The following is a 24,321-nucleotide window of genomic DNA, read 5'->3' on the forward strand; positions in this document are numbered from 1 at the left end:
GTCACTCGGGTCGCGCGTCCGCCGCTCCCGAGGGAGTATCGAGAGGTTCCCCCTCCGTACGGCAACCCCAGGACTACGTCAAGGACGCAGCGATGTCTACGGCCCTTCTGAAGCGCAAGCTCGACAAATCCTTCCGCCGTCTGGACACGGACGGCAACGGATATGCCGAGCGCGCCGACTTCCAGGACGTCGGCGCGCGGCTGATCCACGGCTTCGGCATGTCCCCCACCTCGCCCAAGGGAAAGGCGGTGGCGGTACGGCTCGACGCCGTCTGGGCGGAGCTGGCGGCGTACGCCGACAGAGACCGCGACGGGCGGCTGTCCTCCGCGGAGTACCACCACGGCATGACCAAGGCCTTCATCGAGGGACCGGCCTTCGACCCGGTCTTCCACCCGGCGGCCGAGGCCGTCGCCCATCTGTGCGACACCGACGGCGACGGCCACGTCGTGCGCGGGGAGTTCGAGGTCCTGCAGCGGGCCTTCAACACACCCGTCACGGACATCGCCGCCGCCTTCAACCGCATCGACACCGACGGCGACGGGTGTGTGAGCACGGCCGAGCTGGTCGCGGCCATCCGCGCCTACTACATCGGCACCGACCCCGAGGCCCCCGGCAACTGGCTGTTCGGGCCGCTCTAGCGAACTGCCGGGGCCCTCCCCGGAGTGGTCGTGGAGCCCGGCCGCCGCGCCCGGGAGGTCAGGACGGGGCGGCCGGTGGCGCGGTCGGGCCCGGGTTCAGGTGCTCGTGAGCGGGATGATCTCGGTGGGCGCGTGACCGGGTTCGGTGGCCAGCTCCTCGAACTCCACGACGTTGCCGATGTCGTTGGTGACGCTCATGGCGATGTTGGTGACCCGTTCCAGGATCGCCTCGACGACGACCGGCACCCGGTACTCGGCCGCGAGCTTCTTGGCCTGCTCGAAGGCCGCACCGAGCCCGGCCGGGTCGGTGACCCGGATCGCCTTGCAGCCCAGGCCCTCGGCGACCTTGACGTGGTCGACGCCGTAGACGCCCAGCTCGGGCGAGTTGACGTTCTCGAACTCCAGGTTGACCTGGAAGTCGATGTCGAACGCCCGCTGCGCCTGGCGGATCAGGCCCAGGTAGGAGTTGTTCACCAGGACGTGGACGTACGGGATCCGGTGCTGCGCGCCGACCGCGAGCTCCTCGATCATGAACTGGAAGTCGTAGTCACCCGAGAGAGCCACCACCGGCGTCCCCGGGTCGGCCTTGGCCACGCCCAGGGCGGCCGGCACGGTCCAGCCGAGGGGGCCGGCCTGGCCGCAGTTGATCCAGTGGCGCGGCCGGTAGACGTGCAGCATCTGCGCGCCCGCGATCTGGGAGAGGCCGATCGTGGTGACGTAGCGGGTGTCGGGGCCGAAGGCGCGGTTCATCTCCTCGTACACGCGCTGCGGCTTGATGGGGATGTCGTCGAAGTGCGTACGGCGGTGCAGGGTCGCCTTGCGCTCCCGGGCCGAAGCGGCCCAGGCGCTGCGGTCGGGCAGTTCGCCGGCGGCCTTGAGTTCGGCGGCCACGTCGACGAAGAGCCGCAGCGCGGCGCCGGCGTCGGAGGCGATCCCGTAGTCGGGCGCGAAGATCCTGCCGATCTGGGTGGGTTCGATGTCGACGTGCACGAAGGTGCGGCCCTCGGTGTAGACGTCGATCCGGCCGGTGTGGCGGTTGGCCCAGCGGTTGCCGATGCCCAGGACGAAGTCGGACTCCAGGAAGGTCGCGTTGCCGTAGCGGTGCGAGGTCTGCAGGCCGACCATGCCCGCGTTGAGGTCGTGGTCGTCCGGGATGGCGCCCCAGCCCATCAGGGTCGGCACCACCGGGGTGCCGGTCAGTTCGGCGAACTCCACCAGCAGACCGGCCGCGTCGGCGTTGATCACCCCGCCGCCCGCGACGATCAGCGGCCGCTCGGCGGCGGTCATCATGGCGAGCGCCTTCTCGATCTGACGGCGGGTGGCGGCCGGCTTCCAGACCGGCAGCGGCTCGTACGTCTCGGGGTCGAACTCGATCTCGGTGAGCTGGACGTCGACCGGCAGGTCGATCAGGACCGGGCCGGGACGCCCGGAGCGCATCAGGTGGAAGGCCTTCTGGAAGACGCCGGGGACCTGGGCCGCCTCCAGGACGGTGGTGGCCGCCTTGGTCACGGGCGCGGCGATGGCCGCGATGTCCACGGCCTGGAAGTCCTCCTTGTGGATCACCGCGGTGGGCGCCTGCCCGGTGATGCAGAGGATCGGGATCGAGTCGCCGGTCGCGGAGTAGAGGCCGGTGATCATGTCGGTGCCCGCGGGCCCCGACGTGCCGATGCAGACGCCGATGTTGCCGGGGGCGGTGCGCGTGTAGCCCTCGGCCATGTGCGAGGCGCCCTCCACGTGCCGGGCCAGCGTGTGCTGGATGCCACCGGAGGCCTTGAGGGCGGCGTAGAAGGGGTTGATCGCGGCGCCGGGCACGCCGAACGCGGTGTCCACGCCCTCGCGCTTGAGGATCTCCACTGCCGCTCGGGCGGCGGTCATTCGAGGCATTCGGTCACTCCTGCGTCGTCCTGCGGTCCAGGTTGTCGCGCCCGGTGCTCTGTATTCCACATTACGGAAGTCTTGTTTTGTTATGCGGAACTACTGTGAACATAGGGCGCCCCTGGCGCGCGGGTCAAGAAGGAGACCCGAAAGCCGTTCGGTAATGGGGTCGATCGATGTCGGTACCAACCAGTAGGGTTCCGCTCGCCCTTCACATCGGCTTCACACGGACCCCAGGTGATCTCCTTGACCACGCCGACGCCGTCGCCCGCGCAGTCCCAGCCCCCGTCCCAGCCCCAACCCCAGCCGCAGGCACAGGCGGTGCCGCCGGCCGCTCGGCCGAGGCCGCTGCCGCCCTTCGGGCAGGAGGTGCCCGGCTACGGACGCTCCTGCCTGTTCTGCGGCTCGGTGCCTGCGGTCCAGGCGACCGTCCGGGGCCACCAGGGCATGGTCGTGATGATGCGCTTCCTGAAGGTCCGGGCCCCGTTCTGCCGGCGCTGCGGCATCGCCAAGCACCGCGAGATGGTCTCCAACAGCCTGGTGCAGGGCTGGTGGAGTCCCACCTCGATGCTGTTCAACCCGCTCACCCTGCTGGTCAACCTGTTCCAGCGCTGGAAGATCAACCGCCTGCCCGAGCCGGTCCCCGGCGCCCCCGGCACGCCCGCCGACCCCGGCCGGCCGATCCTGCTCCGCCCCACCGCCCTGGGCCTGCTGATACCCGTCATCCTCATCGGCGGCGGCTGGCTGGTGCTCCACGACGACGCCGAGTACGCCGAGGTCGGCGACTGCGTCCACAGCAGCGGGGACGTCCTCTTCCCGGACGTGTCGGTCGTCGACTGCGGTTCCGCGAAGGCCGAGTTCGAGGTCGTCGGCCGCTTCGACGACACCACCGACACCGGCCGCTGCGACGCCTACCCCCGCACGGTGGCCACGTTCCGGGCGGAGCACGGCTCGACCAAGTACGTCCTGTGCCTGGCGCGGAACGACAACACCTGACCGCCGCCCGCACGGGCCGCCGGACCGGGCGTCAGCCGCGGCTCCACTTCTGGTCGTCCGCGCCGGTGCAGCTCCACAGCCGCAGCCTGGTCCCGTTGACCCCCGGCGAGTCCTCCGCCTCCACGCACTTGTCGGCCTGGACGTTGACCAGGTCGTGAGCGGCGTTGAGGCGGAACTGCTGGGCGCCGGTGCCGTTGCAGTCCACCAGCTGGACGGCCGCGCCGTCGTCCCGCGAACCGCCCGCGACGTCCATGCACTTGCCCCGGGAGCGGATGCTGCCGTCCGGCTCGATCTGCCAGGACTGCGCCGCGCTGCCCGTGCAGTCCCAGATCTGCAGCGGCGAGCCCCACGGGGGGCTGCCGTCGATGCAGCGGCCCGAGTCGTGGCTCCGGATCGCCGTGCCGGAGCCCGCCGCGGAACGCGACGGGCCGGCGGCGGGATGCTGCGTCGCTCCCCCGCTCGTGGCGCCGGCCGTGGCCTTGCCCCCGGTCGCGCTCGGGGTGGCGGTCGAGCCGCCTTGGGAACCGGCCTCCGGCGACCGCCGCCCGGTGTCCCCGGGGGACGGTGACCGTCCGTCGGAGGGGCTCGCGGTGACCGGCCCGGCCCCGGGTGCCTCGTCGACCGGGCCCTCGTCCGCGAGGGTGGCGGCGGCCGGGCCGCGGTCCTGATCACCCGGACCCCGCACGAGGAACGGCACGCAGACCAGCACGCCGACCGCGAGACCCGCGCCGACCAGCAGGAGCGGTCGGGACCACCCGCGGCGCGCACGGGACGGCGCGGGCTCCGCCGCGGCGGGCGCCTGCGGGGCCGCCCCCGCAGCCGTCGCCGCCAGGTGCTCCTCGTCGTGCGCGGGCGCGGGCACGGTACGGGACGCGAAGGCGAGCCCGGCCGCGAAGCCGTCCGCGTAGGAGGATTCCGGTTCCGCGGCCTCCTCGGGCCGGACGCGTTCGGGAAGGGCGGCGGCCTGCCTGGCCCGCAGCGTCGGGGCGTCGCCGCCGGTCCAGTCCGGGGGGTTCCGGCTGGTGGTGGCGGATGCGTCGGCGATCGCGGACGTCCTCCGGGTCCGCCGTGGCAGCACCGTACCGGCGGGGGACGGCGCCGCCGGGGTCTCGTCGGCCGCCGGCGCCGGCCCGTCGGGAGAAGCCGTCATGAATCCTTCCAAACCCAGATGTGCATAAAACAGCCCCGCCGCGTGGGCCGGGGCTGCTTTCGGCACACCGTCCCCCAGGGGCATCCGTGCTGCGCGGTCACCCGGAACAGGGCTTGCGCGGCAGCGCAGCTCGCACCCTAGCAACCGCTCCCGGCCGTGACGACGCGCCTGATGACGGCACTGTGGCCGCCCGGTGAACGGAGGTCGTCCTGTGGGCGACGGTGTCCCTCAGGGCCTGCGGCGGTGGGGTTCCCAGGTGCGGCGGACGTCGTTCCACAGGTAGCGGGTACCGGCGCCCTCGGCGCCGCCGGTCGTGGCCCAGACGCCCTGCGGGTGGTCGCCGAGGGTGTCGGTCCAGGCGATCTCCAGGCCGGCGACCTCCGGATGGCCGAGGTCCAGCCGCTGGAACTGGGCGACCGCCTCGACCGGCAGCAACGGGTGCACCTGCACCCGGGTGCGGGAGCCCTCGTCCTCCAGCCGCAGCACCCCGCCGCCCTCGCGCCGGACCGAACCGAGCTTCTGCACCGCCGCGATGAAGGCGGCCGCCATCTGCTCCTCCTCGGTGGCCCCGCGCCGCCGCCAGAAGCCCCGGCCGCCCATGCGCGCCGCCGTGATCTCGCCGAGCCTGGTCCCCACCGCCTGCATGAACGAGCTCAGCAGGACCACCCCGCCCGCACCGACCACGGCGGACACCAGCTCCGGGATCGCGGACTGGTCACCGCTACCCGGCCGGACGTCCTCCCAGTGAGCCATCCCCGTCGCCCCCATCTCCCGTAAGCCTCAGCCGTGTTGCCAGGGTAACGGCGGCGGCTACAGTGGCGCGTGATCATCTGGCTGAACGGCACCTTCGGCGCGGGCAAGACCACGACGTGCTCGCACCTGGTGCGGCTCGTTCCCGGTGCCCACGTCTTCGACACCGAGCACGTCGGCTTCATGCTGCGGCACGTCCTCGACGAGGCCGTGCCCGTGCGGGACTTCCAGGAGTGGCCCCCTTGGCGGGCGCTCACCGTGGCGTCGCTCGCCCAGGTGCACGCGTACCTCGGCGGGACGCTGATCGTGCCGCAGACCGTGCTGGTGGAGGAGTACTGGCGGGAGGTCGAGGCGGGGCTGGAGCGGGCCGGGCTGCCCGTGCGGCACTTCCTGCTGCACACCGACCCGGCCACCCTCACCCGCAGGATCGAGCACGACACGGTGGAGACCGGCGCCCGGCAGTGGCGGCTGGAGCACCTGGAGGAGTACGCGAACGCCCTGCCCTGGCTGCGGGCGGCGGCGACGGTGCTCGACACGACCGCCGCGCCGCCGGAGGCGGTCGCGCGGCGGGTCGCGGACCTCACGCGGGCCTGAAGGACTCCCGCAGTTCGACCTTGCGGACCTTGCCGCTGACGGTCATCGGGAAGGCGTCCATCAGCCGCAGGTGGCGCGGCACCTTGTAGTGGGCGAGCCGGCCGCGGCAGAACTCGCCGAGCTCCTCCACCGTCAGCGCGGCGGCCGGGTCCTTGAGGATGACGCAGGCCAGGATCTCCTCGCCGTACCGCTCGTCGGGGACGCCGACCACCTGGACGTCCGCGATCTTGGGGTGGGCGTAGAGGAACTCCTCGATCTCGCGCGGGTAGACGTTCTCACCGCCGCGGATGATCATGTCCTTGATACGGCCCACGATCTGCAGGTAGCCGTCCTCCCGCATCACGGCGAGGTCGCCGGTGTGCATCCAGCGCCCGGCGTCGATCGCCTCCGCGGTCTTGTCCGGCTCGTCCCAGTAGCCCAGCATCACCGAGTAGCCGCGGGTGCACAGTTCGCCCGCCGTGCCGCGCGGCACCGTCACGCCGTCCGGGCCGACGACCTTGACCTCGACGTGCGGCAGCACCCGGCCGACGGTGCCGGTGCGGCGCTCGAGGTCGTCGTCCCGGCGGGTCTGGGTGGAGACCGGCGAGGTCTCGGTCATGCCGTAGCAGATGGACACCTCGGCCATGTGCATCTCGGCGACGACCCGCTTCATCACCTCGACCGGGCAGGGCGAGCCCGCCATGATGCCGGTGCGCAGCGAGGAGAGGTCGTACGTCGCGAAGTCCGGCAGGTTGAGCTCGGCGATGAACATCGTCGGCACCCCGTACAGCGAGGTGCAGCGCTCCTGCTCGACCGCGCGCAGCGTCGCCACCGGGTCGAAGCCGGGTGCCGGGATGACGATGCAGGCGCCGTGCGAGGTGGCGCCCAGGTTGCCCATGACCATGCCGAAGCAGTGGTAGAAGGGCACCGGCAGGCAGACCCGGTCCTGCTCGCTGTAGCCCACCTGCTCGCCCACGAAGTAGCCGTTGTTGAGGATGTTGTGGTGGGAGAGGGTCGCGCCCTTGGGGAAGCCGGTCGTGCCCGAGGTGTACTGGATGTTGACCGGGTCGTCGCAGGACAGTTCCGCCCCGCGCTCGGCGAGCTGCCCGCGCGGGACGTGGGCCCCGGCCTCGACGAGGGCGTCCCACGTCGGGTCGCCGATGTACACGACCTCGGTCAGCGAGCGGCACTCGCCGCGCACCTGCTCCACCATGGCGCGGTAGTCGCTGGACTTGAACGCGGTGGAGGCGACCAGCACCTCGATGCCGGCCTGGTCGAGCACGAACGCCAGCTCGTGGACGCGGTAGGCCGGGTTGATGTTGACCATGATCGCGCCGATGCGGGCGGTGGCGTACTGGACGAGCACCCACTCGGGGCAGTTGACGGCCCAGATGCCCACCCGGTCGCCCTTGCCGACGCCCTTGGCGAGCAGGCCGCGCGCCACGTCGTCGACGGCGGCGCCGAACGCGGCGTAGGTCCAGCGGCGGCCGCTGGGGACGTCGACCAGCGCGTCGCGGTCCGGCCAGGCGGCGACGGCCCGGTCCAGGTTGCGGCCGATGGTGTCGCCGAGCAGCGGGGTGGTGCCGGTGCCGCTCGCGTACGACGGCTCGACGGGACTCGCGGGGGTGCTCACCTGTGGTCCTCCTCGCGGTACTCGGCGCCGACGGCACCCTCGGCGGTGCGCCGGCGCAGCTCGATGCGGCGGATCTTGCCGGACACGGTCTTGGGCAGCTCGGCGAACTCGATGCGCCGCACCCGCTTGTACGGGGCGAGCACGGCCCGCGAGTGCGCGAAGAGCGCCGCGGCGGTCTCCGGGCCCGGCTCCCAGCCCTCGGCGAGGACGACGTACGCCTTGGGCACGGCCAGCCGCAGCGGGTCGGGCGCCGGGACGACGGCGGCCTCCGCCACGCACTCGTGCTCCAGCAGGGCGCTCTCCAGCTCGAAGGGGGAGATCTTGTAGTCGGAGGCCTTGAAGACGTCGTCGGCGCGCCCGATGTAGGTGATGTAGCCGTCGGCGTCGCGGGAGCCGATGTCGCCGGTGCGGTACCAACCGCCGGCCATGGCCTCGGCGGTGCGCTCCGGGTCGCCCTCGTAGCCGGTCATCAGGCCCACCGGGCGGGCGGACAGGTCGAGGCAGATCTCCCCCTCGTCGCCGGGCTTGCCGGTGACCGGGTCGAGGAGTTCCACCGCGTAACCGGGGCTGGGGCGGCCCATGGAGCCCGGCTTGAGCGGCTGCCCGGGCGGGTTGGAGACCTGGACGGCCGTCTCGGTCTGGCCGAAGCCGTCCCGGATGGAGAGGCCCCAGGCCCGTCGCACGTGCTCGATGACCTCCGGGTTGAGCGGCTCCCCGGCGGCGACGACCTCGCGCGGCGGGGTGCGCAGCGCGCCGAGGTCGGCCTGGATCAGCATCCGCCAGACGGTGGGCGGTGCGCAGAAGCTGGTGACACCGGCCCGGTCCATCTCGGACATCAGGCGGCCCGCGTCGAAGCGCGTGTAGTTGTGGATGAAGACCGTCGCCTCGGCGTTCCACGGCGCGAAGAGGTTGGACCAGGCGTGCTTGGCCCAGCCGGGCGAGGAGATGTTGAGGTGGACGTCGCCGGGGCGCAGGCCGATCCAGTACATCGTCGCCAGGTGGCCCACGGGGTAGGACAGGTGGGTGTGTTCGACGAGCTTGGGCTTCGCGGTGGTGCCCGAGGTGAAGTACAGCATCAGCGGGTCGTCGCCGCGGGTGTCCCCGTCGGGCGCGAAGTCCGCGGGGGCGTCGTACGCGTCCTCGTAGGCGTGCCAGCCCGCGGGCGCGCCGCCGACGGCGATCCTGGTGTACTCCCCCGGCACCTGGTCGAACTTCGCCGCGTCCGCCGCCCGGACGATCACGTGCCGGGCCCGGCCGCGCTCCACGCGGTCGGTGAGGTCGGCGGGACCGAGCAGCGGGGTGGCCGGGATGACCACGGCCCGCAGCTTCATGGCGGCCAGGGCGGTCTCCCAGAGCTCGGTCTGGTTGCCCAGCATGACCACGATCCGGTCGCCTGCGCCCACCCCGAGGCCGCGGAGCCCGTTCGCGACCCGGGCCGAGCGCTCGGACATCGCGGCGAAGGAGACGGCGGACTCGGTGCCGTCCTCCTCGACGATGTGCAGGGCGGTGCGGTCGTTGTCACGGGCGATGACGTCGAACCAGTCCAGCGCCCAGTTGAAGTGCTCGGGCCGCGGCCAGCGGAAGCCCTCGTACGCCGCCCTGTAGTCCTCGCGGTGGCGCAGCAGGAAGTCCCGGGCTTCCCGGAACTCTTCCGTCCGGCTGGTTGCCGTCATGTGTCCTCCTCGTTGCCGGCCCGCTCAGTAGCATCCTGTTGTCAGTGACGAGGCTCTCACTACCCCCGGACGGGGGTGAAGGAGCGGCGAGGGCGTGACGGGATCGGGCGAGGCGGCGGAGCTTAGGGCGGCGCTGCTGCGGATGAGGCGCACCAGCGGTCTGCCGGTGGCCTTCGGAGGGCTGCTCCCGGAGCCTGGCCGGCTGCGGATCTCCGAGCTGTCCGGCACGGCCACGGCCTCCCTCCAGGGGCTCACCGTCACCGCGGGCAACGGCCTGGGCGGCAAGACGATCGCGCTCTCCCGGCCGCTGGCCGTCACCGACTACAGCACGTCGCGGGTGATCAGCCACGAGTACGACGCGGCGGTGGGCGCCGAGGGCCTGCGCTCGGTCCTGGCGGTGCCGGTGGTCGTGCGGCGCCGGGTGCGCGGGGTGCTCTACGGTGCGCTGCGCCATCCGCTGGCGCTCGGCGACCGCCCGGTGAGCGCCGCGGTGGAGGCCGCGCGCGAGCTGGAGCAGCGGCTGGTGGTCCGGGACGAGGCCGACCGCCTGCTGTCGACGTGCCGGCAGCCGACCACGGGCGACCCTGCGGCCTGGGAGGAGGTCCGCGAGGCCCACGGGGAGCTGCGGGCGCTGGCCGGCCGGGTCGCCGATCCGCTGCTGCGGCAGGAATTGCTCGCCGCGTGCGGCCGGCTGGCGGCGGCGACCGGCGCCGCCGGTGCCGGTGCCGGTGCCGGTGCCGGGCAACGCTCCCCCACCGGGCGCCCGGTGGCGCTCTCCTCCCGGGAGCTGGACGTACTGGCGTGCGTGGCCACGGGGGCCACCAACGCCGCCGCCGCCGACCGGCTGGGGCTGCGCCCGGAGACGGTCAAGAGCTATCTGCGCTCGGCCATGCGCAAGCTCGGCGCCCACACCCGCCTCGAGGCGGTCGTCGCCGCCCGCCGTGCCGGCCTGCTCCCCTGAGGTGCCGGCCCGCGCGGACCGGTGCGGACCCGGTGCGGACCCGGAGCGACATTGACGACAAAGCGACCGCGCCGGCCGCTCCCCGGCGGCACGTTCACCCGCAAAGCAGCGTGAGCGGGGCAGGACCGGAAGTCCGGACAAGCCGCCATGTTCGGTTCACCCGGGGTTATTTTGGGGTTTGACCGCCGGCGTGATCGGACCGATCATTCGGGGTGTGTCCACCGGCACGCGCGGGACGGGGGCCGGCCTGACGAATGGTCCGGTGTTCAACAGGCTGTTGCCCCCGTGCGTTTCCCGATGTGCCGCCCATTGCACGACATCCATTCGGCGACGGCGGTGAATTTCCCTACACCGGACAGAAGTCGAAGGGCCGCGCCCGTACCGGCGGATTTCCGCGGCTCTTTGCATAACATTGTCCCGGACACGACACGAGGGGAGCGGCGACCGTGGAGCAGGTCTTCGACGTGCCGGCCAGACCCCGACCCGACCAGGTGATCGGGCGAGGTGACGTCCTCGCGCGGGCCCGCGGGCATCTGGCCCAAGGGGGCAGCCTGCTGCTGTACGGACCGGCCGGAATCGGGAAGTCCACCGTATTGCGGACGCTCGCCGAGGAATACGGCGGCGAGCCGACGGTGCTGCGCTGTTCCGCGACGGAGTCCGAATCGCACCTGCCCTTCCTCGCCCTGGTCGATCTGCTCGGCCTGGTCGCCGACCAGGTGTCCGACAGCCTGCCCGCGCCGCAGCGGGCCGCCCTGGAGTCGGCGCTCACCGGCCGCGGGGAGTCCTCGCTGCAACGGGACGGGCTCGCGCTGCGGCTGGCCGTGCTGTCGGTGCTGCGGGCACTGGCCGCCGACGGTCCGGTGCTGATCGTCGTGGACGACCTGCAGTGGATGGACCCCGCAAGCGCCGAGCTGCTGGCCTTCGCGGCCCGCCGGGTCGCCGAGCTGCCGGTGCGGGTGCTGGGCGCCGTACGCACCGAGGCCGATCCGCAGGACCAGCACGACCGCTATCTGCGCGCCTTCCCGCAGGACGTGCGCACGCTGCGGGTGACGCCGCTGTCCCGGCCGGAGGTCTCCGAGCTCCTCGACGGGCGCGGTCACACCGGCCTGCCGCGGGCGGTCGTCCGGGACATCCACCGCACCAGCGGCGGCAATCCGCTCTTCGCCCTGGAGCTCGGCCGCGCCCTCGCGGAGAGCCGCACCCCGCCCCGCCCCGGCGAGCCGCTGCCGGTGCCGACCTCGCTGCGCACCCTGGTGCTCAACCGGCTGGAGATGCTCTCCGCGGACACCCGCCGCACCCTGCTCATCGCCAGCGCGGGGGCCCGCCCGACCCTTGCGACGCTGCGCAGCGCCGGCCGCGCCAACGCCGAGAGCGAGACGGGCGTGGCCGCCTCACTCGGCCTGGTGGAGATGGACCACCACGACGGCACCGGCCTGGTGCGTTTCGCGCACCCGCTGATATCCGCCGCGCTGTACGCGGAGGCGACCCCGGAGGACCGGCGCAGCGCCCACGCCGCGCTGGCGGCGGCGGCCGGCGACCCGATCGAGCGGGCCCGGCACCTGGCGCTGGCGACGAGCGGCAAGGACGAACGGGTCGCGGCGAGCCTGGCCGAGGCCGCGGACGAGGCCCGGGCCCGCGGCGCCCCCTCGGTCGCCGCCCAACTCGGCCTGCTGGCCGCCCGGCACACCCCCGAGGGCGCGGTGCCCACCGCGGACGAGCGGCGGCTGCGGGCCGCCGAGGACGCGCTGACCGCCGCCGAGCCCGAACTCGCCCGGGCCACCGCCCGCGAGGTGCTGGCGCAGGCCACGGTCCCGGCGGACCGGGTGCGGGCGTGGAGCGTGGTGATCGACTCGGTCGGGCAGGCCCTGTCCGAGGTCGACGACGTCTTCCCGCAGGCCCTGGCGGACGCGGGCGACGACCCGCGGCTGCAGGGCCTGGTGCGCTACCAGCTCGCCTGGCGGGCCCTGGTGGACGGCCAGATGCATGAGGCGCGCGCCGAGGCCGCCCGCTCGGCGGCGCTCGCCGCACGGGCCGGCGACCGGCGCACCGAGTTGCTGGCGCTGTCCTTCAAGGCGCTCAACGAGACCTTGGTAGGGCATCCCGACGCCGCCGCGACCCTGGCCCTGGCCTCCGCGGAGCCGCAGGACCCGGACGTGGCCATGAACCACAACGGCCCGGTCTACATCCGCTCCCGCTACCTGCTGATGAGCGATCAGCTCGACGAGGCGCGCACCGCGCTGACCTGGCTGGCCGGTGAGGCTCGGCAGCGGGGCGCGGTGGAGAGCGAGGTCTACTCGGTGCGCAGCCTCGCCGAGATCGAGCTGCGCTCCGGCCGCTGCGGAACGGCGCTGGACCTGGCCCGCGAGAGCCTGCGGCTGGCCGAGGACACCGGCATCGGCGAGGGCTTCGCACTGCAGATCGCGGCCCTGACCGAGGCGGCGGGCGGCACGGTGGAACGCGCCCTGTCCCTGGCCGGGGACGCGGTGCGGCGGGCCGAGGCCGACAGCGACATGCCGTACATGACACGGGCGTTGTACGCGCTCGGGCACGCGCGGCTGGTCGGCGCCGACCCGCAGGGCGCGGTGGACGCGCTGCGCCGGGTGCGCGCGCTGGAACGCGAGATGGGCGTGACGGAGCCCGCGCGCGGCCGCTGGCAGGGCGACCTGGCCGAGGCACTGGTGCTGACCGGCGCGCTCGGTGAGGCGCGTGAGGTCATCGACGAGACCCGCAGGCACGCCCTGCGGCTCGGCCGGCAGAGCATCCTGGCCGTCCTGGAGCGCGCCGAGGGGATGCTGCTCGCCGCCCGCGGCGACACCGACGGGGCGGTGGCGGTGCTGAACGGGGCCCGGCAGCGGCTGGTCGCGCTCGGGTACGGGCTGGAGGAGGCGCGCGCCGTCTTCGCGCTGGCCCAGGTGGAGGCGGACCGGCGCAACCGCGCGGCGGCCCGGGTGGCGCTGGACGAGGCCGGCCGGTTGTTCCGGCGGTCGAAGGCCCTGCCGTGGCTGGGGCAGGTGGGCCCGGCCCCGGCGGCCCCCTCGGCGGCGGCACCGCCGGAGCTGGACGGGCTGGCCTCGATGGAACGTCAGGTGGCCGCGCTGGTCCTGGAGGGCGCCACCAACCGGGAGATCGCCGCGACGCTGTTCATCAGCGTCAAGACGGTCGAGGCGACCCTGACCCGGGTCTACCGCAAGCTCGGCATCCGCTCACGGGTGGACATCGTGCGACTGGCCGCGGGCCGCCGGGCCGGCTGAGACGAACCCCGGCCCGGCGGGCACCGTTCCTCGCGCGCCGCCGGACACGTGACGTGACCGAGGGGTTTCCCTACGCGACCGGGGTTAGGGGGTTCCCTCATTGGGGCGCGGGGGCCGCGACCCTAGCCTGAGTCCCGCACAGAGCAAGCAGGTTGACCCGTCCCACGAGTGCACGTGCGCCAACTCGCCCCTCGTCCACGGTCGTCGACGATGACGTCGGCCCAGGCCGTGCCGTACGCGCGGGATGAAGCGCCGCCCCACCGGTGACCCGCGCGTTCCCCCCACCGGCACCCTGAGGAGCTCCATGTCACGGCTCAACCGTGCGAGGCGGACCGCCGCGGTCGCGGCGGCGACCGCGGACACCCGAGTGAACTCCTGACCACGCGTCAGGCTGCGCCAGGGGTCGCTGCGGGCTGCCACGAGCCGCCCGCAGCGACCCCTCTCCACGTCAGCGGCCGCGGTCGGCGGCGTCGACGGCGGCGTAGATGCGGTCGAAGACGGGCCCCAGGCTCTCCAGCTCGCCCGGGTCCAGCGGGTCCAGGACCATCCGGCGCACCGTCTCGACGTGCGCGGGCGCGGAGGCCACGAGCTTCTCGTACCCCTCGGGCGTGAGGATCGCCAGGGTGTAGCGGCCGTCCCCGGGGTCCGGCTCGCGGCGGACGAAGCCCTGGTGCTCCAGGCGCCGCACCACGTGCGACAGCCGCGACAGGGAGGAGCTCGCGCGGTCCGCGAGCACACTCATCCTGATGGTGTGCCGCTCCTGCTCGGAGAGCATCGCGAGGACGTGGTACTCCATCCAGTTCAGGTCCGCGTCGCGCTCCAGCTCGCGCTCCAGGGCCGGCAGGAGCCGTGCCATGACCCGGGCCATCGACATCCACGCGGTCAGCTCGCCGCCCTGCAGCCAGCGCGGCTCCATCGCGGCGGGGGCGGGCGGTACCGCTGTGTTCTTCGTCATGCTCCCCAGGCTATCGGACCGCTTGAAGCTTCAAGCTGATCTGTTACAGTGCACTTGAAGCTTCAAGTTGAAGCTTCAATTCGTACCCCCAGCACCGCACAGATCGGGAATCACGCCTCATGACCAGGATCGGCATCATCCTCGGCAGCACCCGCCCCGGCCGGAACGGCGAGAAGGTCGCCCACTGGGTCGTCGAGCAGGCCGCCAAGCACGCCGGCGACGCCACCTTCGAGCTCGTGGACCTCGCCGACTACCCGCTCCCCCACCTCGACGAGCCGATCCCGCCGGCCATGGGCCAGTACCAGAACGCCCACACCAAGGAGTGGGCCGCCAAGATCGCCGGCTTCGACGGCTTCATCTTCGTCACCCCGGAGTACAACCACTCCACCTCGGGCGTGCTGAAGAACGCCATCGACTACCTGCACGCCGAGTGGAACCACAAGGCGCTCGGCGTCGTGTCCTACGGCTCCGTGGGCGGCGCCCGCGCCGCCGAGCACCTGCGCCTGATCGCCGGCGAGCTGAAGATGGCCGACGTGCGCAGCCAGGTCGCGCTCTCCCTCTTCACCGACTTCGTCAACTTCAGCGAGTTCGCCCCCGGCGAGCACCAGGCCGCGAGCCTGTCGACCCTGATCGACGAGGTCCTCGAGTGGAGCCGCGCCCTGGCGCCGCTGCGCGGCTGACCCCGTACCGGTCCGGCGACCGGGCAGGGCACGCGAGCACAGGGGCCGAGCGGAGCGATCCTCCGCCCGGCCCCCGCGTGCTGCCCGCCCCGGTCAGGCGAAGCGCACGTCGTGGTGGTCCGCCTCCGGGTCGGAGGCGGCGAGCAGCCGCCTGCCCTCGGCCTCCAGCGCGTCGCGGTCGGCGGCCGCGAGCGGCGCGAACGACGCCACCGTGACGACGGCGGAGCCACGCGCCCGGTCGGTGCTCCAGGTGCCGGCCACGAAGCCGTCGACGAGGACCGTGCCGCGGACGATGCCGTTGGCCGTCATCACCCGGCGGACGTGCTCCCGGGCGAGGATCCGTGAGCGGTCCGCATGGGAGAGCACGAGGTTGTCGAAGTCGGCGACGAAGCGGGCACCCACCGGCAGGTCCGGGTCGGGCAGCGGCCCGGCGTCGGGGTCGTCGTAGAGCACCCGGCCGTCCTCGTCGCGGTAGCCGCGCAGCTCCATCGAGGCGAAGACCTCCCGCAGCCCGGTGAGCCCCGACCACTTCTGCGCGTCGGCGACGGAGGCGGGGCCGAAGGCCGCCAGGTAGCGGCGCACCAGCGCCCGGGGGTCGGAGGCCGCGGCGGGGGGACGCCCGAGCCAGGACCCGGCCGTGGTGTACGCGGTCCGTCCGGACACCCCCCAGACGCCGCGCGGCGGCACCTGCACCAGCGGCAGCCAGTTGCGCAGCGCGTTGACCAGGGAGGCCGGATCGGCGTCCGGCCAGCGCGGGCCGAGCAGGTCGCGCAGCTCGCCCGGGGTGCGCGGCTCTTCCTCGACCAGCGCCCGGCAGGCGGCGACGGCCTCGTCGCGGTCCACGCCGCGCACCCCCGGGCCCCAGGTGCCCTGGGCGATCTGCCGGTCCAGCAGCGGCTGCAGCACCGGTCGCAGCCGCAGGGCGTCGTCCGCGGTGACCAGGTGGACGGTGCCGCGCAGCAGCGCGATCCGGACGACCCCGCGGTCCAGCAGCAGACGGGACAGGTCGCCGAAGGCGAAGCCGTCGAGCCGGGTCCACAGCGCGGCGTACGCCGCGTGCGGGGCCTGGGACTGAAGGCCCACCAGATGCCCGACCGCCTCCAGCGGGCCCATCCCCGACCGCTCCAGCAGCAATTGCCGGTCCAGCAGGGCACGGTTGAGCGTACGGCGGCCCAGTACGGGCCCCGATGTCGTCCTGCGCATGCGGACACCGTACGGCCCGGAAGAACTCGGGGGTAACGCTCGCCCCGGCCGCGCCCGCCCGCGCCGGGTACCTGCTCCCCGCGGTCGTACACCCCGACGGGACCGTGGAGTTCCCCGACGTACCGGCCGGACCGCCACTGGGCCTGGGCGGACTGCCCTTCGAGGCCGTGGAACTGACGCTGCCCGAGGGCAGCAGCCTGGTGCTGTACACCGACGGCCTGGTCGAGGACCGCGACCGGGACATCGACGAGGGCCTGGAGCTCCTGCGCCGTTCCCTGTCCCGGGCCGGCCGCGACCCCGAGCAGACCCGCCGGGACGTCTTCGAGACCATGCTGCCCGCCCGGCCCGGCGACGACATCGCGCTCCTCGTCGCCCGCACGCGGGTCCTGCCCGCCGACCGCGTCGCGGACTGGGACGTGCCCAGCGACCCCGCGGCGGTCTCCGGGGTGCGCGCGGCGGTCCAGCGGCAGCTGGCGGCGTGGGGGCTGGAGGAGTTGTCCTTCACGACGGAGCTGCTGCTGAGCGAGCTCATCACCAACGCCATCCGGTACGGGGCCGAACCCATCCAGGTCCGCCTGATCCTCGACCAGTCGCTGATCTGCGAGGTCTCCGACGCCGGCAGCACCTCCCCGCACCTGCGCTACGCGGCCGCGACGGATGAGGGCGGGCGGGGGCTGTTCCTCGTCTCGCAGTTCGCCGAGCGCTGGGGCACGCGCTACACCGCCGAGGGCAAAGTGATCTGGGCCGAGCAGCAGCTGCGGTAGCCCTCCGGGGTGCGTGCTGTTGGGCCCGGTTGTCGTGTGCGGCGCCGTTGTGGTTGCTGTTGCGGTTTCTCCCCTGCCCGCCCTCCCGATTGCCCGGCGCGGTCAGTGCGGGCCTGCGCTCCGTTGGGTCGGGGTCGGTGCCGCGCCGGCGCACGTCCTCAGCGCTCGCGGTTTACCCCTACATCGTTCGGCGCCGCGTTCGCCGCTCGTCGCTTCCGGGCGCACCCCGCAGGCGACGAGCGGTGCGCGCGGTGCCGAAGGACGTGGGGCAGCGCCGCGAGCGCCGAGGTGGGGGTCCCCCCGGCCGAAGGCTGGGGGCGTACCCCGGCGCGGCACCGACCCACAACGTACGCAGCGAGGCGGTCACTGACCGCGCCGGGCAATCGGGGGGGGCGGCGGGGAAACGCCCAACCGCAACCACAACGCACCCGCAACCTCACACCCCGCACAGCCCCGCAGGGCGCGCAGGGCGCGGAGGGCGCGCACCGTGGATCGGGGCGTCCACGCCCCGAAGCGGACGCCCCGTCCCCCCGTGGCGGTGGGCCACGATCTCCGCGGCGATGGACAGCGCGGTCTCCTCGGGCGTGCGCGCGCCCAGGTCGAGCCCGATCGGGCTGTGCAGCCGGGCCAGTTCGGACGCGCCGAGGCCCGTCTCGCGCAGCCGGGCCAGGCGCTGCTCGTGGGTGCGCCGCGAACCCATCGCGCCGACGTAGGCGACGGGCATGCGCAGGGCCCGCTCCAGCAGCGGTACGTCGAACTTGGCGTCGTGGGTGAGGACGCAGACGACGGTGCGGCCGTCCACCGTGGTGCGCTCGAGGTAGCGGTGCGGCCACTCGACGACGACCTCGTCGGCCTCCGGGAAGCGCCGGGCGGTCGCGAAGACCGGGCGCGCGTCGCAGACCGTCACCCGGTAGCCGAGGAACGTGCCGACCCGCACCAGGGCGGCGGCGAAGTCGATCGCCCCGAACACCAGCAGGCGCGGCGGCGGGGTGCCGGACTCGACCAGCAGGGTGAGCGGCTCGCCGCAGCGGCTGCCGTCCGCGCCGATGCCGACGGTGGCGGTGCGGCCCGCGTCCAGCAGGGCGTGGGCCTCGGCCGCGGCGGTGCGGTCCAGTTCCGGGTCGCCGAGGGTGCCCTCGTACGATCCGCCAGGGCGCACCAGGAGCGTCCGGCCGGGCAGGCCGGCGGGGCCCGCCACGACCCTGGCCACGGCCGCCGCCTCCCCGCGGGAGGCGGCGGCCAGTGCCGCGGCGAGCTGCGGCTGCGCCCCGGGCACGATCCGCTGGACGAAGATGTCGATGACGCCGCCGCAGGTCAGCCCCACGGCGAAGGCGTCGTCGTCGGAGTACCCGAAGCGCTGGAGGACCGGCTCGCCGGTCTCCAGCACCTCCTGGCAGAGCTCGTAGACGGCGCCTTCCACGCACCCGCCGGACACGCTGCCGACCGCGGTGCCCTCGGCGTCGACGGCGAGCGCGGCGCCGGGCTGCCGGGGCGCGCTGCCGCCGACCGCGACGACGGTCGCGACGGCGAACGGCCTGCCCTGGGCGGACCAGCGGTCGAGTTCGTCGGCGATGTCCAGCATGGCGGGGACTCCTTCTAGCTGACGCCGAGCCAGCCCTCGAGAGGGTGCAGGGCGAAGTAGACGACGAAGACGGCCGTGAGCACCCACATGAAGACCCCGGGCTCACGGAACCTGCCCTGGGCCGACGTGATCGCGGTGTACGCGATGACTCCGGCGCCGACCCCGGCGGTGATGGAGTAGGTGAAGGGCATCAGGGCCACGGTGAGGAAGACGGGCACGGCCACCGAGCGGTCGCCCCAGTCCACGTGCCGGGCGTTGCCCATCATCACGGCGCCGATCACCACCAGGGCCGCCGCGGCGACCTGGCCGGGGACGATCTGCGCCAGCGGGGTGAAGAACAGCCCGGCGGCGAAGAGCACGCCGGTGACCACGGAGGACAGGCCCGTACGGGCGCCCTCGCCGACACCGGTCGCGGACTCGATGAAGACGGTCTGCCCGGAGGCCCCGGAGAACCCGCCGATCGCGCCGCCCGCGCCGTCGATGAACAGGGCCTTGCCGAGCCCCGGCATGCGTCCCCGGTCGTCGGCGAGCTTCGCCTCCGTGCCGACGCCGATGATGGTGGCCATCGCGTCGAAGAAGCCGGCCAGCACGAGCGTGAAGACGATCATGCCGACGCTCAGGGCCCCTATGTGCTGCCACCCGCCGAACTCGACCTGCCCGAACAGCCCGAAGTCAGGCGCGGAGACCACGTGGCCGGGCAGTTCGGGGACGGTCAGTCCCCACACCTTCGCGTCGGTGCCGCCGGCCGTGTGGACGGCCACGGCGAGGACGGTGCCGGTGACGATGCCGATGAGGATGGCACCGGGGGTTCCGCGCGCCTGGAGCATGAAGATCAGCAGCAGGGTGACGCAGAAGATCAGCACCGGCCAGCCGGCCAGCTGCCCGCCGGCGCCCAGGGTGAGCGGGCTGTCCTCGCCCCGGCCGACGAACCCGGCGTTGACCAGCCCGATGAGGGCGATGAACAGGCCGATGCCGATGGTGATCCCGTGCTTGAGCGGCAGCGGGATCGCGTTCATGATGGCCTCCCGCAGACCGGAGACCACCAGGATCACGATCACCAGCCCGTACAGCACGCACATCCCCATCGCCTGGGGCCAGGTCATGTGCGGGGCGACCTGCGTGGCGAGCACCCCGGAGACGGACAGCCCCGCGGCGAGGGCGAGCGGCACCTTGCCGACGAGGCCCATGAGGAGGGTGGAGACGGCGGCGGCCAGCGCGGTCGCCGTGATCAGCCCGGTCTGGCCGAGCCGGTGCCCGTCCACGTCGGGCCCGGACAGCAGCAGCGGGTTGAGCAGCAGGATGTACGCCATCGCCATGAAGGTCGTCAGACCTCCGCGGAGCTCGCGGGCGACGGTCGAGCCGCGTGCGGATATGTGGAAGTACCGGTCGAGCCGGCCGCGTCCGGCCGGCGGGCGCGGCTGCGCGCCGGGGCCGTCCGGGGCGGTTGCGTGCAGGGCTGACGGGGTCGACTGGGTCATGCGGTGCCACTCCCAAGGTTCACAGGGACACCCGGACGGCCTGCGCCGTACGGGATTTGGGATGGTCCGCAGCACGACCCGGGGGACGGCCCGAGAGTGGTGCGGCGACCGCCCGGCGCCGGACGGCGCCGGGCGGAGCTGTCTCACGTACCGGTCAGGTGCTCCGGCCGGACCGGTACGCGGGCCAGGGCGAGACCGGTCGCCGCGCGGATGGCGGCGACGACGGCCGGGGTGGAGGACAGGGTCGGGGCCTCGCCGGCGCCCCGGAGCCCGTACGGGGCGTGGTCGTCGGCGAGTTCGAGGACGTCGACCGGGATGGGCGGCGTGTCGAGGATGGTGGGGATCAGGTAGTCGGTGAAGGAGGGGTTGCGGACCTTCGCCTTGTCGGAGACGAGGATCTCCTCCATGACGGCCAGGCCCAGGCCCTGGGTCGTGCCGCCCTGGATCTGGCCGACGACCGACAGCGGGTTGAGGGCCTTGCCGACGTCCTGGGCGCAGGCCAGCTCGACGACCTTGACCAGGCCGAGTTCGGTGTCGACCTCCACGACCGCGCGGTGCGCGGCAAAGGAGTACTGGACGTGGCCGCGGCCCTGGCCGGTGCGCAGGTCGAAGGGCTCGGTGGGGCGGTGCCGCCACTCCAGTTCGATGTCGATCGCCTCGTCGCCGAGGACCTCGGCCAGCCCGGCGAGCACCTCGCCGCCGTCGGTGACCACCTTGCCGCCCTCCAGCAGGAGTTCGGCGGTGGCCCAGGCCGGGTGGTAGGTGCCGAGCCTGGCCCGGCCCATCTCCAGGACGCGTTCGCGCACGGCCTCGCAGGTGTGCTTCACCGCGCCGCCGGTGACGTATGTCTGCCGGGAGGCGGAGGTGGAGCCGGCCGAACCGACCCGCGTGTCGGCCGGGTCGATGGTGACCTGGGTGACGCCGAGCTCGGTGCGGGCGATCTGGGCGTGGACGGTGACGCCGCCCTGGCCGACCTCGGCCATCGCGGTGTGCACGGTGGCCACCGGCTCGCCGGCGATCACCTCCAGGCGGACGCGGGCGGTGGAGTAGTCGTCGAAGCCCTCGGAGAAGCCGACGTTCTTGATGCCGACGGCGTAGCCGACGCCGCGGACGACGCCCTCGCCGTGGGTGGTGTTGGACAGCCCGCCGGGAAGGGCGCGCACGTCCACGGATCCGCCGGCGCTCTCCCACTCCCGCTCGGGCGGCATCGGCATCGCCTTGACCCGGCGCAGCAGTTCCGCGACGGGCGCCGGGGAGTCGACGACCTGCCCGGTGGGCATGACGCTGCCCTGGGACATGGCGTTGATCTGCCGGAACTCCACCGGGTCCATGTCGAGGGCGGCGGCCAGCTTGTCCATCTGCGCCTCGTAGGCGAAGCAGGCCTGGACCGCGCCGAACCCGCGCATGGCGCCGCAGGGCGGGTTGTTGGTGTAGAGCGCGAGGGCCTCGATGTCGACGTCGTCGATGACGTACGGGCCGGCGCTGAGGGAGGAGGCGTTGCCGACGACGGCCGGCGAGGAGGAGGCGTAGGCGCCGCCGTCCAGCACGATGCGGCACCGCATGTGGGTGATCTTCCCGTCGCGGGTGGCGCCGTGCTCGTAGTGCAGCTTGGCGGGGTGCCGGTGGACGTGCCCGAAGAAGGACTCGAAGCGGTTGTAGACCATCTTGACGGGCTTGCCGGTGCGCAGCGCCAGCAGGCAGGCGTGGATCTGCATCGACAGGTCCTCGCGGCCGCCGAAGGCGCCGCCGACGCCGGAGAGCGTCATGCGGACCTTCTCCTCGGGCAGGCCCAGGACGGGGGCGATCTGGCGCAGGTCGGCGTGCAGCCACTGGGTGGCGATGTAGAGGTCGACGCCGCCGTCCTCGGCGGGGACGGCGAGGCCCGACTCGGGGCCCAGGAACGCCTGGTCCTGCATGCCGACCTCGTAGTCGCCGGTGACGATCACGTCGGCGCGCCGGGCGGCCGCGTCGGCGTCGCCGCGGACGATCGGCTGGCGGTGGACGATGTTGGGGTGCGGGACGTGTCCGCTGTGGTGGTCGGTGCGGTCCTCGTGGAGCAGCGGCGCGCCGGGGGCGGTGGCGGTCGCCTCGTCGACGACGACGGGCAGTTCCCGGTACGTGACCCGGATCTTGGCGGCGGCACGGCGTGCGGTCTCCGGGTGGTCGGCGGCGACCAGCGCCACCGGTTCGCCGTGGTGGCGGACCCGGCCGTGGGCGAGGACGGGGGTGTCCTGGATCTCCAGCCCGTAGTGCCGCACGTCGGTCGGCAGGTCGTCGTAGGTGAGCACGGCGTGCACACCGGCCTGCGCCAGCGCCTGCGAGACGTCCAGGGAGACGATCTCGGCGTGGGCGTGCGGGCTGCGCAGCGTGTGGCCCCAGAGCATGTCCTCGTGCCACAGGTCGGAGGCGTAGGCGAACTCCCCGGTGGTCTTGAGGACGCCGTCCGGGCGCAGGGTGGACTCGCCGATGCCGCCGCGGGTCTCGCTGCCCTGGGTGGTGGGGGTGGGGGTACGGGTCACGCCCATGGCGTCAGGCCTCCGTCCCCGTGCGGGCGGCCGCGAGGCGGACCGCGTCGAGGATCTTCTCGTAGCCGGTGCAGCGGCACAGGTTGCCGGAGAGGGCCTCGCGGATGTCGCCGTCGGTGGGCTGGGCGTTGCGCTCCAGCAGTTCGTCGGCGGCGACCAGCAGCCCGGGGGTGCAGAAGCCGCACTGGACGGCCCCGGCGTCGATGAAGGCCTGCTGGACCGGCGACAGCTGCGTGGCCGGGCCGGCGGGACGCGCCTGCCACTGCTGTGCGGCGCCCGGGTCGGTGCCGGGGCCCGCCTCGCCCGTGTCACGCTCCTTGGCGAAGTCCGCCAGGCCCTCGACGGTCACGACCTCGCGGCCCTGCACCTGGCCGGCGGCGACCAGGCACGCGCACACCGGCACTCCGTCCAGCCGGACCGTGCAGGAGCCGCATTCGCCCTGCTCGCAGGCGTTCTTGGAGCCGGGCAGGCCCATGCGCTCGCGCAGGACGTACAGCAGGCTCTCGCCCTCCCACACGTCGTCGGCGTCCTGGCGCCGTCCGTTGACGGTGAAGGTCACGCGCATCGGGCGCTCCTCTCGTTGCCGCAGTACTCGTCCCAGGTCCAGCCGAGGGTGCGGCGGGCCATGACCTGCAGGGCGTGGCGGCGGTAGGCGGCGCTGCCGCGTACGTCGTCGATGGGGCTGGCGCAGGCCGCGACCAGCTCCCCGAACTGGCGGGCCACGGACGGCGGGACGGTCCCCGCGCTGTCCCACAGGCCCTCCTCCTCCAGCGCCGCGGTCAGGAACTCCTCGGCGGTGGTGGCGCGGACCGGCGTGGGCGCCGCCGAGCCGATGCCCGTGCGCACCGTGCGGGTGGCCGGGTGCAGGGCCAGGCCGAAGGCGCAGACCGCGATGACCATGGCGTTGCGGGTGCCGACCTTGGAGAACTGCTGGGGGCCGTCGGCCTTGGCGATGTGCACGGCGCGGATCAGCTCGTCCGGGGCGAGGGCGTTGCGCTTCACCCCGGTGTAGAACTCCTCGACCGGGATGAGCCGGGTGCCGCGTACGGACACCGCCTCCACCTCGGCGCCGGCGGCGAGCAGCGGAGGGTGCGCGTCCCCGGCAGGCGACGCGGCGCCGAGGTTGCCGCCGACGCTGCCGCGGTTGCGGATCTGCGGCGAGCCCACGGTGCGGGCGGCGAGCGCGAGGCCGGGCAGTTCCCTGCCCAGGGCCTCGATGACGCGGGTGTAGGGAACCGCGGCGCCCAGCCGTACGGTCTCCTCCCCCACCTCCCACTCGTACAGGTCGCGGATGCGGTTCAGGTCCAGCAGGACATCGGGCCGGCGGTGGTCGAAGTTGATCTCGACCATCACGTCGGTGCCACCCGCGATGGGTACGGCCGTGGGGTGCTCCGCCTTGGCGGCGAGGGCCTCCTCCCAGGTCGCGGGACGCAGGAAGTCCATGAGCGCTCTCTTCTTCCTCGGGGGACGGGATGGCTTTTCATGTCCTGTGCACGCTGTGTGACCCAGTACACGTCCGGGCACCGTGCCGGGTGCAGTCACCGAACGCATGAAGCACTTCGCTGGTCGGTAAGCTGGTCTTGTAGATTCCTCCGAAAGACGCGGACCTGAAACCTGTCGGCATCGACACGGCA

Annotated in this window: 18 protein-coding genes and 1 pseudogene; 7 read left to right on the forward strand and 12 right to left on the reverse strand. The window is 73.4% G+C overall.

The window, feature by feature from the left end; genetic code table 11:
* Positions 1-92: 92 nt before the first annotated feature.
* Positions 93-638 carry an EF-hand domain-containing protein gene (locus tag OG937_12790; GenBank protein WUD72497.1) on the forward strand — a complete coding sequence of 182 codons (546 nt, stop codon included), beginning with the start codon at positions 93-95 and terminating at the stop codon, positions 636-638.
* 96 nt (positions 639-734) lie between these two features.
* Here the strand turns inward: OG937_12790 and gcl are convergent, their stop codons facing one another.
* Positions 735-2,522 (reverse strand): glyoxylate carboligase, encoded by a 1,788-nt coding sequence (gene gcl / locus OG937_12795; protein WUD72498.1) that lies wholly within the window; start codon positions 2,520-2,522, stop codon positions 735-737.
* 237 nt (positions 2,523-2,759) lie between these two features.
* Between gcl and OG937_12800 the strand changes: the two genes are divergently transcribed.
* The gene (locus OG937_12800; GenBank protein WUD72499.1) at positions 2,760-3,509 is read left to right on the forward strand and encodes a hypothetical protein; all 750 of its coding nucleotides are present in this window, start codon (positions 2,760-2,762) and stop codon (positions 3,507-3,509) included.
* Positions 3,510-3,540: 31 nt separating this feature from the next.
* Here the strand turns inward: OG937_12800 and OG937_12805 are convergent, their stop codons facing one another.
* Entirely contained in the window at positions 3,541-4,659 is a 1,119-nt protein-coding gene (locus OG937_12805) for a ricin-type beta-trefoil lectin domain protein (GenBank protein WUD72500.1), read from the reverse strand.
* A 228-nt stretch (positions 4,660-4,887) separates the two neighbouring features.
* Positions 4,888-5,412 (reverse strand): hypothetical protein, encoded by a 525-nt coding sequence (locus tag OG937_12810; protein WUD72501.1) that lies wholly within the window; start codon positions 5,410-5,412, stop codon positions 4,888-4,890.
* Between the two features lie 69 nt (positions 5,413-5,481).
* Between OG937_12810 and OG937_12815 the strand changes: the two genes are divergently transcribed.
* The gene (locus OG937_12815; GenBank protein WUD72502.1) at positions 5,482-6,003 is read left to right on the forward strand and encodes an AAA family ATPase; all 522 of its coding nucleotides are present in this window, start codon (positions 5,482-5,484) and stop codon (positions 6,001-6,003) included.
* Here OG937_12815 and OG937_12820 read toward each other — a convergent pair.
* Both OG937_12820 and OG937_12825 read right to left on the reverse strand, forming a co-directional pair.
* Complete coding sequence (locus OG937_12820) at positions 5,990-7,615, reverse strand: AMP-binding protein (GenBank protein WUD72503.1); 1,626 nt, start codon at positions 7,613-7,615, stop codon at positions 5,990-5,992. The genes OG937_12815 and OG937_12820 overlap by 14 nt on opposite strands.
* Positions 7,612-9,288, reverse strand: a complete 1,677-nt coding sequence (locus OG937_12825) for an AMP-binding protein (protein WUD72504.1) — start codon at positions 9,286-9,288, stop codon at positions 7,612-7,614. The genes OG937_12820 and OG937_12825 overlap by 4 nt, the downstream gene beginning before the upstream one ends.
* A gap of 94 nt (positions 9,289-9,382) precedes the next feature.
* On the opposite strand from OG937_12825, the gene OG937_12830 reads away from it, so the two are divergent.
* Together OG937_12830 and OG937_12835 are read left to right on the forward strand one after the other, a co-directional pair.
* Positions 9,383-10,249, forward strand: coding sequence for a helix-turn-helix transcriptional regulator (locus tag OG937_12830; GenBank protein ID WUD72505.1), 867 nt, complete (start codon positions 9,383-9,385; stop codon positions 10,247-10,249).
* 446 nt (positions 10,250-10,695) lie between these two features.
* Positions 10,696-13,500, forward strand: coding sequence for an AAA family ATPase (locus tag OG937_12835; protein ID WUD72506.1), 2,805 nt, complete (start codon positions 10,696-10,698; stop codon positions 13,498-13,500).
* A gap of 448 nt (positions 13,501-13,948) precedes the next feature.
* Here the strand turns inward: OG937_12835 and OG937_12840 are convergent, their stop codons facing one another.
* The gene (locus tag OG937_12840) at positions 13,949-14,455 is read right to left on the reverse strand and encodes a MarR family transcriptional regulator (GenBank protein WUD72507.1); all 507 of its coding nucleotides are present in this window, start codon (positions 14,453-14,455) and stop codon (positions 13,949-13,951) included.
* A 119-nt stretch (positions 14,456-14,574) separates the two neighbouring features.
* Between OG937_12840 and OG937_12845 the strand changes: the two genes are divergently transcribed.
* A complete protein-coding gene (locus tag OG937_12845) occupies positions 14,575-15,135 on the forward strand; it encodes an NAD(P)H-dependent oxidoreductase (GenBank protein WUD72508.1) in 561 nt (186 codons plus the stop codon).
* A 93-nt stretch (positions 15,136-15,228) separates the two neighbouring features.
* Here the strand turns inward: OG937_12845 and OG937_12850 are convergent, their stop codons facing one another.
* Positions 15,229-16,338 (reverse strand): winged helix DNA-binding domain-containing protein, encoded by a 1,110-nt coding sequence (locus OG937_12850; GenBank protein ID WUD72509.1) that lies wholly within the window; start codon positions 16,336-16,338, stop codon positions 15,229-15,231.
* A gap of 56 nt (positions 16,339-16,394) precedes the next feature.
* Here OG937_12850 and OG937_12855 point away from each other — a divergent pair.
* Positions 16,395-17,102, forward strand: a pseudogene (locus OG937_12855) (serine/threonine-protein phosphatase).
* Positions 17,103-17,538: 436 nt separating this feature from the next.
* Here OG937_12855 and OG937_12860 read toward each other — a convergent pair.
* The 5 genes from OG937_12860 to OG937_12880 form a co-directional block, all read right to left on the reverse strand.
* Positions 17,539-18,684: an XdhC family protein gene (locus tag OG937_12860; GenBank protein ID WUD72510.1), complete on the reverse strand. Its 1,146-nt coding sequence runs from the start codon at positions 18,682-18,684 to the stop codon at positions 17,539-17,541.
* Positions 18,685-18,698: 14 nt separating this feature from the next.
* Complete coding sequence (locus OG937_12865) at positions 18,699-20,162, reverse strand: NCS2 family permease (GenBank protein ID WUD72511.1); 1,464 nt, start codon at positions 20,160-20,162, stop codon at positions 18,699-18,701.
* Positions 20,163-20,305: 143 nt separating this feature from the next.
* Positions 20,306-22,687: a molybdopterin-dependent oxidoreductase gene (locus OG937_12870; protein WUD72512.1), complete on the reverse strand. Its 2,382-nt coding sequence runs from the start codon at positions 22,685-22,687 to the stop codon at positions 20,306-20,308.
* Between the two features lie 4 nt (positions 22,688-22,691).
* On the reverse strand, positions 22,692-23,252 hold the full coding sequence (locus OG937_12875; GenBank protein ID WUD72513.1) for a (2Fe-2S)-binding protein: 561 nt from the start codon (positions 23,250-23,252) through the stop codon (positions 22,692-22,694).
* Entirely contained in the window at positions 23,243-24,130 is an 888-nt protein-coding gene (locus OG937_12880; protein ID WUD72514.1) for an FAD binding domain-containing protein, read from the reverse strand. The genes OG937_12875 and OG937_12880 overlap by 10 nt, the downstream gene beginning before the upstream one ends.
* Positions 24,131-24,321: the final 191 nt, after the last annotated feature.

Origin of the sequence: Streptomyces sp. NBC_00510 (assembly GCA_036013505.1) — a bacterium.
GTDB lineage: Bacteria > Actinomycetota > Actinomycetes > Streptomycetales > Streptomycetaceae > Actinacidiphila.